Annotated in this window: 15 protein-coding genes; 7 read left to right on the top strand and 8 right to left on the bottom strand. The window is 72.5% G+C overall.

Annotation, left to right across the window (positions count from 1 at the left end):
* The first annotated feature begins 31 nt into the window (after positions 1-31).
* The 7 genes from pyrH (at position 32) to SLAV_RS11450 (ending at position 7,808) form a co-directional block, all read left to right on the top strand.
* Entirely contained in the window at positions 32-811 is a 780-nt protein-coding gene (pyrH, locus tag SLAV_RS11480) for a UMP kinase (RefSeq protein WP_030227443.1), read from the top strand.
* Positions 812-907: 96 nt separating this feature from the next.
* Positions 908-1,465, top strand: coding sequence for a ribosome recycling factor (gene frr / locus SLAV_RS11475; RefSeq protein ID WP_030227444.1), 558 nt, complete (start codon positions 908-910; stop codon positions 1,463-1,465).
* Positions 1,465-2,541: a phosphatidate cytidylyltransferase gene (locus tag SLAV_RS11470; RefSeq protein WP_030227447.1), complete on the top strand. Its 1,077-nt coding sequence runs from the start codon at positions 1,465-1,467 to the stop codon at positions 2,539-2,541. The genes frr and SLAV_RS11470 overlap by 1 nt, the downstream gene beginning before the upstream one ends.
* 93 nt (positions 2,542-2,634) lie before the next feature.
* Entirely contained in the window at positions 2,635-3,747 is a 1,113-nt protein-coding gene (rlmN, locus tag SLAV_RS11465) for a dual-specificity RNA methyltransferase RlmN (RefSeq protein ID WP_030227450.1), read from the top strand.
* A 253-nt stretch (positions 3,748-4,000) separates the two neighbouring features.
* Positions 4,001-5,101, top strand: a complete 1,101-nt coding sequence (locus tag SLAV_RS11460; protein ID WP_030227452.1) for a thiamine ABC transporter substrate-binding protein — start codon at positions 4,001-4,003, stop codon at positions 5,099-5,101.
* 56 nt (positions 5,102-5,157) lie between these two features.
* Positions 5,158-6,774 carry an ABC transporter permease gene (locus SLAV_RS11455; RefSeq protein WP_030227455.1) on the top strand — a complete coding sequence of 539 codons (1,617 nt, stop codon included), beginning with the start codon at positions 5,158-5,160 and terminating at the stop codon, positions 6,772-6,774.
* Positions 6,774-7,808: an ABC transporter ATP-binding protein gene (locus SLAV_RS11450; protein ID WP_030227457.1), complete on the top strand. Its 1,035-nt coding sequence runs from the start codon at positions 6,774-6,776 to the stop codon at positions 7,806-7,808. Before SLAV_RS11455 ends, SLAV_RS11450 begins: the two co-directional genes overlap by 1 nt.
* 43 nt (positions 7,809-7,851) lie before the next feature.
* Here SLAV_RS11450 and SLAV_RS11445 read toward each other — a convergent pair whose 3' ends face one another.
* The 8 genes from SLAV_RS11445 to SLAV_RS11410 form a co-directional block, all read right to left on the bottom strand.
* Positions 7,852-9,099 carry a cytochrome P450 gene (locus tag SLAV_RS11445; protein WP_030227460.1) on the bottom strand — a complete coding sequence of 416 codons (1,248 nt, stop codon included), beginning with the start codon at positions 9,097-9,099 and terminating at the stop codon, positions 7,852-7,854.
* Positions 9,100-9,147: 48 nt separating this feature from the next.
* The gene (locus SLAV_RS11440) at positions 9,148-10,542 is read right to left on the bottom strand and encodes an NAD(P)/FAD-dependent oxidoreductase (protein WP_030227462.1); all 1,395 of its coding nucleotides are present in this window, start codon (positions 10,540-10,542) and stop codon (positions 9,148-9,150) included.
* Entirely contained in the window at positions 10,539-10,784 is a 246-nt protein-coding gene (locus SLAV_RS11435; protein WP_030227463.1) for a ferredoxin, read from the bottom strand. Before SLAV_RS11435 ends, SLAV_RS11440 begins: the two co-directional genes overlap by 4 nt.
* An 89-nt stretch (positions 10,785-10,873) precedes the next feature.
* On the bottom strand, positions 10,874-11,479 hold the full coding sequence (locus tag SLAV_RS11430; RefSeq protein WP_030227466.1) for a hypothetical protein: 606 nt from the start codon (positions 11,477-11,479) through the stop codon (positions 10,874-10,876).
* 103 nt (positions 11,480-11,582) lie between these two features.
* Positions 11,583-12,488, bottom strand: a complete 906-nt coding sequence (locus SLAV_RS11425) for a DMT family protein (protein ID WP_030227468.1) — start codon at positions 12,486-12,488, stop codon at positions 11,583-11,585.
* Positions 12,489-12,579: 91 nt separating this feature from the next.
* A complete protein-coding gene (locus SLAV_RS11420) occupies positions 12,580-13,671 on the bottom strand; it encodes an LOG family protein (protein ID WP_030227471.1) in 1,092 nt (363 codons plus the stop codon).
* 26 nt (positions 13,672-13,697) lie between these two features.
* On the bottom strand, positions 13,698-14,780 hold the full coding sequence (locus SLAV_RS11415; RefSeq protein ID WP_030227473.1) for a membrane protein: 1,083 nt from the start codon (positions 14,778-14,780) through the stop codon (positions 13,698-13,700).
* Complete coding sequence (locus SLAV_RS11410) at positions 14,762-15,517, bottom strand: ABC transporter ATP-binding protein (protein ID WP_030227475.1); 756 nt, start codon at positions 15,515-15,517, stop codon at positions 14,762-14,764. Before SLAV_RS11410 ends, SLAV_RS11415 begins: the two co-directional genes overlap by 19 nt.
* Between the last annotated feature and the right edge of the window lie 147 nt (positions 15,518-15,664).

Genomic DNA, 15,664 nt, shown 5'->3' with positions numbered 1-15,664 from the left:
GCCTTCTTCGTATGTGCACGAGGAGATCTCCATGAACCAGGGCGTGGACACCCACACCGCTTCCGACGACAAGAGCGACCACGAGAAGAAGGGTCGCCGCTTCATGCTGAAGCTGTCCGGCGAAGCCTTCTCCGGCGGCGGCGGGCTGGGTGTCGACCCTGACGTCGTGCACGCCATCGCCCGCGAGATCGCGGCCGTGGTCCGCGACGGCGCCGAGATCGCGATCGTCATCGGCGGCGGCAACTTCTTCCGCGGCGCGGAGCTGCAGCAGCGCGGCATGGACCGGGCCCGGTCCGACTACATGGGCATGCTCGGCACCGTCATGAACTGCCTCGCCCTCCAGGACTTCCTGGAGAAGGAAGGCATCGACAGCCGGGTCCAGACCGCCATCACCATGGGCCAGGTCGCGGAGCCGTACATCCCGCTGCGCGCCGTACGGCACCTGGAGAAGGGCCGCGTCGTGATCTTCGGCGCCGGCATGGGCATGCCCTACTTCTCCACCGACACCACGGCCGCCCAGCGTGCCCTGGAGATCGACGCCGAAGCCCTCCTCATGGGCAAGAACGGCGTCGACGGGGTCTACGACTCCGACCCGAAGACCAACCCGGACGCGGTGAAGTTCGACGCGCTGGAGTACAGCGAGGTGCTGTCCCGGGACCTCAAGGTCGCCGACGCCACGGCCATCACGCTGTGCCGCGACAACGCACTGCCGATCCTGGTCTTCGAACTCCTCGCCGAGGGCAATATCGCCCGCGCCGTCAAGGGTGAGAAGATCGGCACGCTCGTGAGCGACCAGGGCACCCGGGTCTGAGCCCCACCGCGGCCCGGCTCCGGCCGGGCCCGGTCCGGGCGGCTCGCACCGCCCCGCCCGCCTGAACCATCCATATCTGACATGCAGGAGCACGTGGTGATCGAAGAAATCCTCCTCGAGGCCGAGGAGAAGATGGAGAAGGCCGTCGTCGTAGCCAAGGAGGACTTCGCCGCGATTCGCACGGGCCGTGCGCACCCGGCGATGTTCAACAAGATCGTGGCGGACTACTACGGTGCCATCACGCCCATCAACCAGCTCGCCTCCTTCGCGGTTCCCGAGCCGCGCATGGCGATCGTGACGCCGTTCGACGCGTCCGCGCTGCGCAACATCGAGCAGGCGATCCGCGACTCCGACCTCGGTGTCAACCCGAGCAACGACGGCCGCATCATCCGGGTGACCTTCCCCGAGCTCACCGGTGAGCGCCGCAAGGAGTACATCAAGGTCGCGCGCACCAAGGCCGAGGACTCCAAGGTCTCCATCCGTTCCGTGCGCCGCAAGGCCAAGGACGCCCTCGACAAGCTCGTCAAGGACAAGGAAGCCGGCGAGGACGAGGTGCGCCGCGCCGAGAAGGAGCTCGACGACACCACCGCGAAGTACGTCGCGCAGGTGGACGAGCTGCTCAAGCACAAGGAATCCGAGCTGCTCGAGGTCTGATGAACGACTCTCCCTGGGCCGCCGAGCCGGTCGCGGCGGGTCCCGCATACGATGCGCTGGTGGGCCCGCAGACTCGGCCCATGTCCATCGTGCCCGATGCCGCCGGCCGTGATTTCGACGACCGGGAAGCACGCGATCGGGGGGCCGCCGCCTTCGGCGGCCCCCCGTTCCGCGCCGAGACGCCGCCGCAGGAGCCCATGCCCAGCCCCCCGCCCCCGCCTTCGCAGGTACCGCAGGACGCCTCCCCGCCGCCGCAGAAGAAGCGCGCGGGGCGGGATCTGCGTGCCGCCATAGGGGTCGGCGTCGGCCTCGGCGCGGTGATCTTCGCTTCGCTGTTCATCGTGAAGGCCGTCTTCGTCGGTGTGATCGTCGTCGCCGTCGTCGTCGGCCTGTGGGAGCTCACCTCCCGGCTCCAGGAGAAGAAGGGCATCAAGGCCCCGCTCGTCCCGCTCGCGGTCGGCGGCGCGGCCATGGTGATCGCCGGATACGTCCGGGGGGCCGAGGGCGCCTGGGTGGCCATGGCGCTCACGGCGCTGGCCGTGCTCGTCTGGCGGATGACCGAAGCGCCCGAGGACTACCTCAAGGACGTCACGGCGGGCGTCTTCGCGGCGTTCTACGTGCCCTTCCTGGCCACGTTCGTCGCGATGCTGCTCACCGCCGACGACGGCCCCCAGCGGGTGGTGACCTTCCTGGTCCTGACGGTGGTCAGCGACACGGGGGCCTACGCGGTGGGCTGGCGCTTCGGCAAGACCAAGCTCGCCCCGCGCATCAGCCCCGGCAAGACCCGCGAGGGACTCTTCGGGGCGGTGGCCTTCGCCATGGCGGCCGGCGCGCTGTGCATGGAGTTCCTGATCGACGGGGGCTCCTGGTGGCAGGGCCTGCTGCTGGGCCTCGCGGTCGCGGTCAGCGCCACCCTGGGTGACCTGGGCGAGTCGATGATCAAGCGCGACCTGGGCATCAAGGACATGGGCACCCTGCTCCCGGGCCACGGCGGCATCATGGACCGGCTCGACTCGCTGCTGCCGACCGCTCCGGTGGTCTGGCTGCTGCTGGCGGCCTTCGTCGGTACGGGCTGACCTGCGGAAAAGCCGGGCGACACGCCGGGCGGTTACTCTTGGAAGGCGCGCTGCTTCTGCGGCGCGCCTTTCGTCTTACAAGGAGTACCTGCCATGGCCCGCCCCGTTCCGGGAGAGCTCACCTTCGTCGCCCCTCGCGGGGCCAAGAAGCCGCCCCGGCACCTCGCCGACCTGACCCCGGCCGAGCGCCGGGAGGCGGTGGCCGCGATCGGCGAGAAGCCGTTCCGGGCCAAGCAGCTCTCCCAGCACTACTTCGCCCGCTACGCGCACGACCCGGCCGAGTGGACCGACATCCCCGCCGGGTCGCGCGAGAAGCTCCAGCAGGAGCTGCTGCCGGAGCTGATGAACGTCGTCCGGCACATCAGCTGCGACGACGACACCACCCGCAAGACCCTGTGGAAGCTGCACGACGGCACGCTCGTCGAGTCCGTGCTGATGCGCTACCCCGACCGGGTCACCATGTGCATCTCCTCGCAGGCCGGCTGCGGCATGAACTGCCCGTTCTGCGCCACCGGCCAGGCGGGTCTGGACCGCAACCTGTCCACGGCCGAGATCGTGCACCAGATCGTGGACGGCATGCGCGCCCTGCGCGACGGAGAAGTCCCCGGCGGCCCGGCCCGGCTCTCCAACATCGTCTTCATGGGCATGGGCGAGCCGCTGGCCAACTACAAGCGGGTCGTCGGAGCCATCCGCCGCCTCACCGACCCGGAGCCCGACGGCCTGGGCCTGTCGCAGCGCGGCATCACCGTCTCCACCGTCGGCCTGGTCCCGGCCATGCTGCGCTTCGCCGACGAGGGCTTCAAGTGCCGCCTCGCCGTCTCGCTGCACGCGCCGGACGACGAGCTGCGCGACACCCTGGTCCCGGTGAACACCCGCTGGAAGGTCCGCGAGGTCCTCGACGCGGCCTGGGAGTACGCGGAGAAGTCCGGCCGGCGCATCTCCATCGAGTACGCGCTGATCCGCGACATCAACGACCAGGCCTGGCGGGGCGACCTGCTCGGCCGTCTGCTCAAGGGCAAGCGCGTGCACGTCAACCTGATCCCGCTCAACCCGACCCCGGGCTCGAAGTGGACCGCCTCGCGCCCCGAGGACGAGAAGGCCTTCGTCGAGGCCATCGCCCGGCACGGCGTGCCGGTGACCGTACGCGACACCCGTGGCCAGGAGATCGACGGCGCGTGCGGCCAGCTGGCCGCCTCCGAGCGCTAGATTCCGGCCGCGACAGCCCGTAATCGGCCACGGGGTACCCTGTGGCCGAACAACTTCATCATTCCGACAGGGGAGCGCCACAGCGCTGAGAGTGCGGTAACCGTCATCCGCAGACCCTCTGAACCTCGCCCCGGTCATTCGGGGTAGGAAGTTCGGTCATCACTCAAGCTGTTGCGCCCTGCCCGGCGTCCGCTCCCACAGAGCGCCGGGCAGGGCCGCGTCTTCTCCTGGACATCCCAGGAGGAATTCACCAGTGAGCACCACCAAGAAGATCGCGGGCGCGGCGCTCGTGGCCGCGCTGGGCGTCGGCACGCTCAGCGCCTGCGGCGGCGGCGACGCCAAGGACAAGCCGGCGGGCGCGAGCGACGCCCCGAAGTCCAAGACGATCACCCTCGTCTCCCACGACTCCTTCAACGTGACCGACACGGTCCTCAAGGAGTTCGAGCAGCAGAGCGGCTACACCGTCAAGGTCCTGAAGTCCGGCGACGCGGGCGCCGCCCTGAACCAGGAGATCCTCACCAAGGGCTCCCCGCGCGGCGACGTCTTCTTCGGCGTCGACAACACGCTCCTCTCGCGCGCCCTCGACAACGGGATCTTCACCCCGTACCAGGCCAAGGGCCTGGACCAGGTCAAGCCGGAGTTCGTGCTCGACCAGCAGCACCGTGTCACCCCGGTCGACTCCGGCGACATCTGCGTCAACTACGACAAGGCCTACTTCGCCGACAAGAAGATCGCCCCGCCGCAGACGCTGGACGACCTGACCAAGCCGGAGTACAAGAACCTGCTGGTCACCGAGAACGCCGCGACCTCCTCGCCCGGCCTCGGCTTCCTCCTCGCCTCCGTCGGCAAGTACGGCGAGGACGGCTGGAAGGACTACTGGAGCAAGCTCAAGGCCAACGGCGTCGAGGTCGTCGACGGCTGGGAGCAGGCCTACAACGAGCGCTTCTCCGGCTCCGCCGGCGGCAAGAAGGCCAAGGGCGACCGTCCGCTGGTCGTCTCCTACGCCTCCAGCCCGCCGGTCGAGGTCCTCTACGGAGAGCCGCAGCCGGCCGAGGCCCCCACGGGCGTGGCCACCGGCACCTGCTTCCGCCAGGTCGAGTTCGCGGGTCTGCTCAAGGGCGCGAAGAACGAGGAGGGCGGCAAGGCGCTCATCGACTTCCTGGTGGGCAAGAAGTTCCAGGAGGACATGCCGCTCCAGATGTTCGTGAACCCGGTGATCAAGGACGCGAAGCTGCCCGAGGTGTTCACGAAGCATGGCGTGGTCGTCGAGAAGCCGGAAACGGTCGCCCCCGACGCCATCGCCAAGAACCGTGACCAGTGGGTCAAGGCATGGTCCTCGCTCGTCGTGAAGTAGTGCGGGACGCCTCCCCGAAGGCGGGCGGGCGCGCCACCGCCGTCAGGTTCGCCCTGATGGCGGTGCCGCTCGCCTTCTTCGGGCTGTTCTTCGCCTATCCCGTCGCCGCGATCGTGGGGCGCGGGCTCAAGACGGACGAGGGATGGCAGTTCGGGCGCATCGGCGAGGTCCTGGCCAGGCCGGACATCGCGGGCGTCCTGTGGTTCACCACGTGGCAGGCGTTCGCCTCCACCGTCTTGACCCTGCTGGTCGCCCTTCCCGGCGCGTACGTCTTCGCGCGCCTGGAGTTCCCCGGCAAACAACTGCTGCGGGCGCTGGTCACCGTGCCGTTCGTGCTGCCCACCGTGGTCGTCGGATCGGCCTTCCTGGCGCTGGTGGGGCGGGGCGGACTGCTCGACGAGCTGTGGGGCGTCCGGCTGGACACCACCGTCTGGGCGATCCTGCTCGCCCACGTCTTCTTCAACTACGCCGTCGTCGTCCGGACGGTCGGCGGGCTGTGGGCCCAGCTGGACCCGCGCCAGGAGGAGGCCGCCCGGGTCCTGGGCGCGGGGCGGTTCGCCGCCTGGCGGCGGGTGACGCTGCCCGCGCTGGGACCGGCGGTGGCCGCCGCGTCGCTGATGGTGTTCCTGTTCACCTTCACCTCCTTCGGCGTCGTGCAGATCCTCGGCGGACCCTCGTACTCCACCCTGGAGGTGGAGGTCTACCGGCAGACCGCGCAGCTCCTGGACCTGCCGACGGCCGCGGTGCTGACGATGGTCCAGTTCGCCGCCGTCGGCCTGATCCTCGCCGTGCACGCCCGGACCGTGCGCCGGCGCGAGGGCGCGCTGCGGCTGGTGGACCCGGCGCAGACCGCCCACCGCCCGCGCGGCCGGTCCCAGCGGATCCTGCTCGGCGGGGTGCTGCTGAGCGTGGCGCTGCTGATCGTGGCACCGCTGGCCGTGCTGGTGGAACGGTCCTTCGACGCGCCCGGCGGGTACGGGCTGGGCTTCTACCGGGCGCTGCAGGACGCGGGCGCCGGGGGCGGAACGTTTCTGGTGCCGCCGCTGGAGGCCATCTGGAACTCCCTGCAGTACGCGCTGGCCGCCACCGCCATCGCCCTGTTCGTCGGAGGGCTCGCGGCCGCGGCGCTGACCCGCCGCGGCGGGTCGTTCGTGCGGGGCTTCGACGCCCTGCTGATGCTCCCCCTCGGGGTGTCCGCCGTGACGGTGGGCTTCGGCTTCCTGATCACGCTGGACGAGCCACCGCTGGACCTGCGGACCTCGTGGATCCTGGTGCCGCTGGCGCAGGCGCTCGTCGGTGTTCCGTTCGTCGTACGGACCATGCTGCCCGTGCTGCGGGCCGTGGACGGCCGGCTGCGGGAGGCGGCGGCCGTGCTCGGGGCGTCGCCGCTGCGGGCCTGGCGGGAGGTGGACCTGCCGCTGGTGCGGCGGGCCCTGCTGATCGCGGCGGGCTTCGCCTTCGCCGTCTCGCTCGGGGAGTTCGGGGCGACGGTGTTCATCGCCCGGCCGGACCACCCGACGCTGCCGGTGGCGGTGGCCCGGCTGCTGGGGCGGGCCGGGGAGATGAACTACGGGCAGGCGATGGCCCTGAGCACGATTTTGATGCTGGTGTGCGCGGTGTCCCTGCTGCTGCTGGAACGGCTGCGCCCCGCCACGACCTCGGGAGAGTTCTGATGACCCTGCTCCGGCTCGACGGCGTGTCGGTCCGCTTCGGCGACCGGGCCGTCGTGGACGCGGTGGACCTGGAGGTCGCCGAGCACGAGATCGTCTGTGTGCTGGGGCCGAGCGGCAGCGGCAAGTCCACGCTGCTGCGGGTGGTCGCCGGGCTCCAGCCCGTGTCCGCCGGGCGGGTGCTGCTCGGTGACGCGGACCAGGCGGCGGTGCCGGTGCACCGGCGCGGGGTCGGTCTCATGTTCCAGGACCACCAGCTGTTCCCGCACCGGGACGTCGGCGGGAACGTCGCCTTCGGACTGCGGATGCGGGGTGCCTCCGGCGGGTCCTCGGCCGCCCGGGTCGAGGAACTGCTGGAGCTGGTCGGCCTGCCGGGCGCCGGGCGCCGGGCGGTGGCCTCGCTGTCGGGCGGTGAGCAGCAGCGGGTGGCCCTGGCCCGGGCGCTGGCCCCCTCGCCGCGGCTGCTGATGCTGGACGAGCCGCTGGGCCAGCTCGACCGGGGGCTGCGGGAGCGGCTCGTGGTGGAACTGCGCTCCCTGTTCTCCCGCCTCGGCACCACCGTCCTCGCCGTCACCCACGACCAGGGCGAGGCCTTCGCGCTGGCCGACCGGGTCGTGGTCATGCGGGACGGGCGGATCGCGCAGGCCGGGACCCCGCTGGAGGTCTGGCAGCGGCCGGCGTCCGAGTTCGTCGCGCGCTTCCTCGGCTTCGAGAACGTGGTCCCGGCCACCGTGTCCGGGGGCGCGGCCGCGACCCCGTGGGGGAAGGTCCCGGTCCCCGCCGGGGCACCGGAGGGCGAGCGGCGGCTGCTGATCCGCCCGGTCGGCGTACGTCTGGAGGCGGCCGGGACGGACGGACTGAGCTGCGAGGTGGCCTCGCGCACCTTCCGCGGCACCCATGTGGCCCTGCTGCTGAGGCCCGGAGCGGGCCCGGTGCTGGAGGCCGAGTGTTCCCTCGCGGGGGCTCCGGCCGTGGGTGACCGGGTCCGGGTGTCCTTCACCCCGTCCGAGGTGGTCGTGCTGCCGGACGGGCCCTGAGGACCGTGGTCCGCGGGGCCCGCCCCTCGGGGCCCTCAGGCCCTCAGGGCCGGATGCCGTCGACGGCGATCGGCAGGTGGCGGGGGCCGCGCAGCACCGCGTTCTGGCGGTACGGGGGCGGGTCCGCCAGCAGCCGGGGGTTCTCCAGCCTGCGGGCCAGCTCGCTCAGGGCCAGCTGGGCCTCCTGCCGGGCCAGCGGCGCCCCGAAGCAGCTGTGGATGCCGCTGCCCAGGCCCAGGTGCTGGATGTCCTCGCGGTCCGGGTCGAACCGGTCCGGGTCCTCGAACCGCAGGGGGTCCCGGTTCCCGGCGGCCAGGACCAGCCACAGCGAGGCGCCCTTGGGGATGGACACCCCCGCCACCTCGATGTCGGCGAGGGTGCTGCGCTGCGGGACCAGCTGCACCGGGGGCTCGTAGCGCAGCAGCTCCTCCACGAGGTTGACGGACAGCTCCGGCTCCTCGCGCAGCCGATCGAGGACCTCCGGGAAGCGCAGCAGCGTGAGCATCCCGTTCGTGATCAGGTTGACCGTGGTCTCGTGGCCGGCGATCAGCAGCAGCGCCGCCGTGCTCAGCACCTCCATCGTGGTCATGGTGCCGTCCGGACCGTTCCCGGTGGCCAGCTCGGAGAGCATGTCACCGGTCGGGTTCTTGCGCCGCTCCTCGATCAGCCCGGACAGGTACATGCCCAGTTCCATGCGGGAGTCGTGCGTGCGCCTCTCGCGTTCCTTGGGGTCGGCGTCCGGATCCGGGTCCAGACTCGCCGCGAGGGTGTCCGCCCAGACGTGGAAGCGCGCCTCGTCCTCGGGCGGCACGCCCAGCAGCCGGCAGATCACGGTCACGGGGAAGGGGTAGGAGAACTCCTCGACCAGGTCGATCCGTTCGGCGTTGCCGTTCTCCGCGATCCTGTCGATCAGCCCCTTGACGATCTCGTGCAGATCGCCCCGCATGTCGTGCACGCGGTGCGGGGAGTGCGGCGGCCCGAAGGGCCGGTTGGTCATCCGGCGCAGCCGGTCGTGCTCGGGCGGGTCGAGCTTCAGGAAGGAGGGCGGCAGGACCGTCTCCTCCTCCCCGCCCGGCTCGGCCAGCGGGTCGGCCGCGTTCGACGCCAGGTTGCGGGCGTCGGAGCTGATCCGCGGATCGTGCAGCAGGGCCTGGATCTCGTAGTAGGTGCTGACGACGAACGGCCCGCTGCCGTCGTGGTAGACCGGCGTCCGGCGGAGCTCCTTGTAGAGCGGGTACGGGTCGGCCCGGTTGGAGTAGTCCAGGATCTGACGCAGGATGTCTTGAGTCATGAGGGGTCCTCGTGCTCCTCGCGCTCCTCCGGGGAGGGCGCGTCCGGGTCAGTGGTGCGCGGGGGTGAACGTCATCCGCCGGTCGGCCGGCGAATAGCCGCTGAGCGTGATGGTCGGGCCGTGCGTGGGCACCGACGGGTCGGGGAAGTCCGCGGGCATCGGCCGGTTGCCCTCGGGCCTGCGGTCCACGGTGGTGAACGTCGGCGGGAACGGCGCGGTCTCCTCGATGAGCCGCTCGTAGAACTGCAGCCACCGCGACTGGTCGAAGGTTACGGCGCCGATCACCCGGCCCTGGTACCCGTAGACGCCCGTGAACCGGCGCTCGTCGCGCGAGCCCTGGGCGATCAGGATCTCCGTGCCCATGGAGGGCACCCCGACCGACTTGATGTTCACGCCGAACTGGGAGGACCAGAAGGCCGGCACCCACAGGTGGGGCCGGCGGTCGGCGCTCTCGCTGAGCATGTTGTGCGCCGCCGTCTCGGCCTGTGCGACCGCGTTGCCCCAGTGCTCCAGGGACAGGAACTGGTACCCGAACAGGGCGTGCGGGGAACGTGCCACGTCACCCGCCACGTAGATGTCGTCGGTGACGATGCCCCGGATGTCGAAGGCCCGGCAGCCCGCGTCGCACGCGATGCCGCGGGGGCCGGCGCCCAGCCCGGACCCGGCCAGCCACTCGGTGTTGCGCATGGCGCCGAGGGAGACGACCACCACGTCCGCCTCCAGGGTGGTGCCGTCGGACAGGTGCGCGACGCGGACCCGCCCGGTGGCGTCGCCCTCCAGCCGCGTCACCATGATCCCGGTGCGCAGGTCCACCCCGTGCTCGCGGTGCATCTCGGCCGCCACCTCGCCGACCACCCCGCCCAGAGCGCCGACCAGCGGGGCGGCGCCCCGTTCGGCGACCGTGACGGGCAGCCCGCGTTCCCGGCAGGCGGAGGCGATCTCGGAGCCGGTGAACCCGGCGCCGATCACCAGCACCCGGCCCGGTCCGGCGGCGAGCTTCTGTTCCAGGGCGGCCGCGTCGTCACGGGTGCGCAGGACGAACACCCCGTCGAGCGCGGCCTCGTCCGCCTGGGGCCAGGGCCGGGCCCGCACGCCGGTGGCGATCAGCAGCCGGTCGTACTCCACCTCGTCCCCGTCGGCGAGGCGGACCCGGCGGGCCGCCATGTCCAGGCCGGTCGCGGGGACGCCGAGGCGCCACGCGGCCTCGATGTCCCGGCGGCGGGGCAGCGCGGTGCGTTCCGGGCCGGCCCGCCCCAGCAGCACCTGCTTGGACAGCGGGGGCCGGTCGTAGGGCTCGTACGGTTCGTCGCCGATCATCGTGAGGGAGCCGGTGAAACCCTTCTCGCGCATGGTCTCGGCGGCCCGCAGGCCCGCCAGCGAAGCGCCCACGACGACGATGCGCCCCTCGCGCTTGAGCCTCTCCAGGCTGCCGTCGACGGTCATGACGCGCCTCCAGGTCCGTCCCCGGCACGGCCGTCCGCCAGCTCCAGCAAGATCGCCCGTACCGGACAGGCGGCAACCGCCCGGGTGACGTTCTCGCGCAGCTCCGCGTCCGCTTCCCCGTCCGTGCCCGGGTTCGGGTCGTAGAGCAGCGATTCCTCACCGTGCATCGCGAACACTTCGGGAGCGAGGAACGCGCACTGGGCGTATCCCTGGCAGCGGTTGAGGTCGACGACAAGCCTCATGAGGCATCAGCCCTTCCGTGGCCCGAACACCCCCGTCACCCCCGGTCTCCAGAATGCACGCACCACCCCGGGGTCGCCTGCCGGGAGGACTAGTGCCTGCTCACCCGCAGGATGTACCCGCTGACGGCCAGTGCCCAGGCCGGGAAGAGCATCTCGGACCAGGGCAGCGAGGAACCCACCAGCAGCAGCACCAGCCCGACCGCGAAGCCCAGCAGCACCACCGGCCTCGGGAAGACGCCGAGCCGCCTGCCGATGGACGAGGTCGTGAAGACGAACACGGCCGCCATCCGCATCCCGTACGTCGTCAGCACCGTGTAGGCGAAGGAGCGGCCGAAGCCGGACTGCGCCGTGCTCTCCTGGAGGACGGTGCCCGCCGCGGCGGCGGCGACGAACAGGGTGGCCGCGAAGACGAAGCCGCTGCCCAGGAAGACGGTGGCGACGAAGCGGTCCTCGGCGTCCCCGGTGTGGGCGCGCAGGGCGCCCATGAACCAGAGGAAGAAGATCCCCGCGAACGGGACGATCTCCAGCGCCGCGCTCACCGCCCAGCGCCGGTCGGGATCCACGGGTGCGTGGGCGACGTCCGAGGGGAGGGCGTAGCGGATCAGCGCGATCGAGGCCGCCAGCAGCAGTGCGAAGAGGATCCCGGCCGCACCGGCCGCGCGCGGCGTCTCCATCCGGGCGGTGGTGGTCTCCATGCACCCAGCAAGCGGCAGCGGCCGCGGGCCCGCCACCCCGGGCACCCGTGGGGGTGAACGGGGCGGCGGGCCCGCGGCCGCCGCACGCAGGGGTGTCCGCGCGTCAGGACACCGGCTCGGGGACGGGCTCCGGCGCCGGTTCCCCGGCCCCCTCGTGGTTGCCGTACCAGGCCACCGCCACGGCGCCCGTGACCGCGAGGACGAAGCCCAGCACGGCCAGCCATGCCAGTCCCGGCCGGGAGGCGTCGCCGAGCCAGAGCACGCCGATGGCTCCCGGGAGCACGGTCTCGCCGACGACCAGCGCCGCCGTCGCACCGTTGACGGAGCCGATCTGGAGGGCGACGGTGTGCAGGTACATGCCGCCCGCGCCCGCCAGCACGATGGCGTAGAGGGCCGGGTCGGCGAGCAGCGTCCCCAGGGCGAAGGGCTCGACGCCGTCCAGGATCCGCACCCCGACGCCCAGTGCGCCGAAGGCCAGCCCCGACAGCAGGCCCGCCAGGATCGCGGCCCGGGCGCCGAGGAAGCGCACGGCCACCGTGCCGCCGACGATGATCAGCGCGGTCACCGCGAGCAGCCACCAGTGCGTGGCCATCGGGGCGTGGTGGCCGCCCTCGTGTCCGGCGGCCGTGGCGAGCAGCACCAGCGCCGCGCACACCACTCCGATGGAGGCCCACTCCTTGCGGGTCAGCCGGATGCCCAGCATCTTCACGCTCAGCACGGCGGTGATCACCAGGTTCGCGCTGATGACCGTCTGGGACAGGAACAGCGGCAGCATCCGGGCGGCCAGCGCACCCAGTCCGAACCCGACGAAGTCGAGGATCGTGCCGACGATGAACTCCCAGGTCATCGCCGCCTTGGCGGTGGAGGTGAGGTTCGGTCCGCCGTGCGCCGTCACCCCGGCGGCGGCCGGGGAGGTCCGGGCGGCCCGGCGCGAGCCCACGGCTTGCAGGACGGATCCCGTGCCGTAGCAGATGGACGCCGCGACAGCGGTCAGCAGGCCTATGAGCACAGAGGGCTCCGTTCACGTCTGGCAGGTTTTGCGGTACCTAGACCAGACGTGTGAACGGCCCCGGAAGTTGCCTGGGGGAGCGGGTGAGAGTTCAGCGCATCGCGGCGAGCACGTCCGGGACCTCGTCCACGGAGTCCACCAGCGCGATCCGGGACTCCATCGAGCGGCCGCTCGCCAGGGCCCGGAGCAGCGGCCAGACCGGCAGGTGCCCGGTCCAGTGGGCGCGGCCGACCAGGACCATCGGCGTCGGTTCGCCGCGCGACCCGTAGTAGTTGGGGGTCGCGTTGTCGAATATCTCCTGCACCGTGCCCGCCGCGCCCGGCAGGAACACCACGCCCGCCGTGGACCGGGCGAGCAGCCCGTCCTCGCGGGTGGCGTTCGCGAAGTACTTGGCGACGCGGCTCGCGAAGGGGTTCGGCGGCTCGTGCCCGTAGAACCAGGTCGGGATGCCGACGGAGTCGCCGCCCCCGGGCCACCGCTCCCGTACGGCGAAGGCGGCGCGCGCCCAGTCGGAGACCGACGGGGCGAAGGAGGGCGCCTTCTCCAGCATGCCGAGCGCCTCGGTGAGGGCTCCGTCGGGGGCCGGGGCCAGGTAGGCGCCGAGGTTGGCGGCCTCCATCGCGCCGGGTCCGCCGCCGGTGGCCACCGTCAGCCCCGACCGGGCCAGCGTCCGGCCGAGTTCGGCGGCGCCCCGGTAGTCGGGGCCGCCGCGCTCCACGGCGTGGCCGCCCATCACGCCGACCACGCGGGCGCCCGCGAGGTGTTCGTCGAGGGCGTCGCAGACCGCGTCGTCGTGGATGGAGCGGAGCATCGAGGAGAAGACGTCGCCGTCGGCCTTGGTCTCCTGGAACCAGGCGTAGGTCTGGGCGTCCGGGGTGGCTTCGTAACCGTCCGCCAGACCGGCGAAGAGCTCGTCGGGCGTGTATAGCCGCCCCCGGTACGGGTCGAAGGGCAGGTCCGGCACCGGGGGGAAGACGAGCGCGCCGTCCGCACGGACCTTCGCCGAGGCGTCGGGCTCCATCGCACAGCCCAGGAACACGGCGTCGGAGGTGTCGGCGGACAGCAGCGCGAACGTCCGCTCCAGCAGGTTGACCGACTGGACGCGGTAGCCGCTCAGTGAGCCCCGGGCCGCGACCCGGTCGAATTCCGCGAGCGTCTCGATCTCGATGTCTGCGTTGACCATTCGGCCCACACTAAGGGCTGGTCCGCTCAGCGGGTCAAAGCCAGCGACGTCAGCTGCGCCACACCCCAGCTGAGCGGGAGGCACACGACGAGGAGCGCGGCGGCCCGCACGGTCACGGCCGTACGCAGCACCGTTCCCGGTGTACCGAGGTCGAGCAGGGCCGCCCGGGCGGCGGAGCGGGAGTGGCGGGACTCGGCGGCCGATGTGAGAAGGGTCGCGCCCGCGCACAGGGCCACCAGGGCGGCGGCCGGACCGGTCAGCGGTCCGAGCGGGGTGAGGAGGCCGCCCTGGTCACGCAGGGCCACGGAGGTGAGGGCGGCGGCGCCGACGGCGCAGAGCACCCCGAGGGGCCTGCCGAGGCGGGGGGCCTCCTCCTGGAGGGCCCGCCCGGCGAGCAGCCGCAGCGCGCCCGGGCGGACGGCCTGGACGAGGGTGCCGCAGGCGTAGGCCACGCCGGGCCCGGCGAGGGCCAGCCCGACCGCGATCAGGCCCCAGCCGGCCGGAACGGCCGCCCCGCGCGGGCCGGCGTAGGCCTCGACGGTGAGCCCGCTGGCGGCGAGCGCCACCCCCCAGGGCACTCCGCTCTGGGGACTGAGCCCGGCCGTCGGGGGGCGGGGGCGCAGGGCGACGACGGTGGCGGCGGAGGCCGTGAGGGGGATCAGGGACAGCAGGGTGAGGGCCCCGGCCACCGGCAGCGGCTGGTCCGCGTGGAGCAGCCCGGCCCCCGCGCCGTCGAAGGGCAGGCCCGCCAGTTCGCCCCGCAGGTGCAGGAAGACGGCCAGGGCCAGGGCGCTGCCGAGGGCGCAGGCGACGGCGGTGGAGACCGCGCCGACCAGGGTGAGCCGTACGGGGCCCAGCCCCACGGCGTCGAGCCCCTCGCGGGGCCGGGTCGCCGGGTCGGTCCGCGCCACCGCCACCGCGAACTGCACGGTGGCGGCGAGCGGCACGAGGGCCCACAGCAGCCGGGGCAGCGATCCGGCGGGCCGGGCCATCGCCTCCGCGAGGACGTACAGCAGCAGGAACCCGGTGCCGGCCGAGGCGGCGGCGACGAGCATCCGCCGCAGCTGGACCGCGGGGCGGGAGCCGCGGGCTAGGCGGAGAGCGAGCACGCGGCCTGGTCCTCCGTGGTCCGGGGTGAGTCGGCCGCCGTGGCGGCCGCGGCCGGGCGGCCGTCGAGCAGGTCCAGCCTGCGGTCCGCCGGCGCGGCGGTCTCCTCGTCGTGGGTGGCCAGCACCACGGTGATCCCGTGGGAGCGGGCGGCGGTGGTGAGCGTCCGCAGCAGCAGGGCGCGCTCGGCGCGGTGCAGCGGGGCGGTCGGCTCGTCGGCGAAGAGCACGGTGGGCTCCCCGACCAGGGCCCGGGCGAGGGCGACGCGCTGGCATTCGGCGCGGGTCAGGGCGCCGGGGCGCTTGCGGGCGAATCCGCCGATGTCGAGGCGGTCCAGCCAGGCGCAGGCGGCGTGCTTGGCGGCGCGGTGCGTGGCGCCGGTGAGCAGCAGGGGCAGGGCCGTGTTCTCCCACACCTTGAGCTCCGGCAGCAGCTGGGGCTCGGGCCCGATCCAGGCGAACCGGTCGCGGCGCAGCCGTTCGCGGGCGACGGGGCCCAGCGTGTGGACGGGGACGCCGTCGAACCAGACCTCGCCCTGTTCGGGCACCAGCCGCCCGGTCAGGCAGCGCAGCAGCGTGGTCTTCCCGCTGCCGCGCGGGCCGGTCACGGCCAGGATCTCGCCCCGGCGCACTCCTGCGGTGACCCCGATGAGTCCTGGGGAACCGCTGTGGGAGTAGTGCAGGGCGCGTGCCCAGAGCACGTCATCGTCCGGTGGGGCATTGTCCGATGGAGCCACCATGGCGTACACCTCCGTCCGGGGGAACGAAGCGGAGCCCCTTCGGTCACTGGCGCCGCACTGAGATGTAAAGAGATGAACGTCTTGGATGGTGACAGCACACGGCCCGGACCCCCGCGTTCTCACTCGAACGGGGGATCCGGGCCGTGT

It is taken from the genome of Streptomyces lavendulae subsp. lavendulae, assembly GCF_002803845.1.
Taxonomy (GTDB): domain Bacteria; phylum Actinomycetota; class Actinomycetes; order Streptomycetales; family Streptomycetaceae; genus Streptomyces; species Streptomyces lavendulae.
The sequence above is the reverse complement of the archived record's forward strand: the minus strand, read 5'-3'. Positions and strand labels throughout refer to the sequence as shown.

Bases quoted from the DNA above. Each gene is read 5' to 3' on its own strand.
- SLAV_RS11410 (WP_030227475.1), bottom strand. From the start codon at position 15,517: ATGGTGGCTCCATCGGACAATGCCCCACCGGACGATGACGTGCTCTGG.
- SLAV_RS11420 (WP_030227471.1), bottom strand. From the start codon at position 13,671: ATGGTCAACGCAGACATCGAGATCGAGACGCTCGCGGAATTCGACCGG.
- pyrH (WP_030227443.1), top strand. From the start codon at position 32: ATGAACCAGGGCGTGGACACCCACACCGCTTCCGACGACAAGAGCGAC.
- SLAV_RS11435 (WP_030227463.1), bottom strand. From the start codon at position 10,784: ATGAGGCTTGTCGTCGACCTCAACCGCTGCCAGGGATACGCCCAGTGC.
- SLAV_RS11450 (WP_030227457.1), top strand. From the start codon at position 6,774: ATGACCCTGCTCCGGCTCGACGGCGTGTCGGTCCGCTTCGGCGACCGG.
- SLAV_RS11430 (WP_030227466.1), bottom strand. From the start codon at position 11,479: ATGGAGACCACCACCGCCCGGATGGAGACGCCGCGCGCGGCCGGTGCG.
- SLAV_RS11455 (WP_030227455.1), top strand. From the start codon at position 5,158: ATGGCGGTGCCGCTCGCCTTCTTCGGGCTGTTCTTCGCCTATCCCGTC.
- rlmN (WP_030227450.1), top strand. From the start codon at position 2,635: ATGGCCCGCCCCGTTCCGGGAGAGCTCACCTTCGTCGCCCCTCGCGGG.
- SLAV_RS11440 (WP_030227462.1), bottom strand. From the start codon at position 10,542: ATGACCGTCGACGGCAGCCTGGAGAGGCTCAAGCGCGAGGGGCGCATC.
- SLAV_RS11445 (WP_030227460.1), bottom strand. From the start codon at position 9,099: ATGACTCAAGACATCCTGCGTCAGATCCTGGACTACTCCAACCGGGCC.
- SLAV_RS11470 (WP_030227447.1), top strand. From the start codon at position 1,465: ATGAACGACTCTCCCTGGGCCGCCGAGCCGGTCGCGGCGGGTCCCGCA.